This is a genomic window from Xanthovirga aplysinae, assembly GCF_009711365.1.
Lineage (GTDB): Bacteria > Bacteroidota > Bacteroidia > Cytophagales > Cyclobacteriaceae > Xanthovirga > Xanthovirga aplysinae.
Map to the genome: position 1 here is coordinate 1 of NZ_SMMB01000060.1, position 262 is coordinate 262.

General features: G+C 39.7%; 1 protein-coding gene. It reads right to left on the reverse strand.

Annotation, left to right across the window (positions count from 1 at the left end):
• Positions 1-254: hotdog family protein (locus tag E1171_RS00075; RefSeq protein WP_484628009.1), on the reverse strand; the 254-nt coding region annotated here is incomplete at its 3' end.
• Positions 255-262: the final 8 nt, after the last annotated feature.

Genomic DNA, 262 nt, shown 5'->3' on the forward strand with positions numbered 1-262 from the left:
ATGTCAATTGTGGCAACTTGGTCAACCGGGGACCGAAGCGTAGTCATCACAGCAGCCCCTCCTACAGAATCCATAGCCGTAGAAATTACACCTCCATGAATTCGCTTGGTTCTCGGATCTCCGACCAATTCCTCTTTAAAAGGAATTAACATTGATACATAACCCTCTTTTATCTCTACCACTTTCAAACCCAAAACTTTATGAAATGGAATCATTCTTTCCAAAATATCTTCCAATGAATAAGCTCCAAACATTTCTTAAT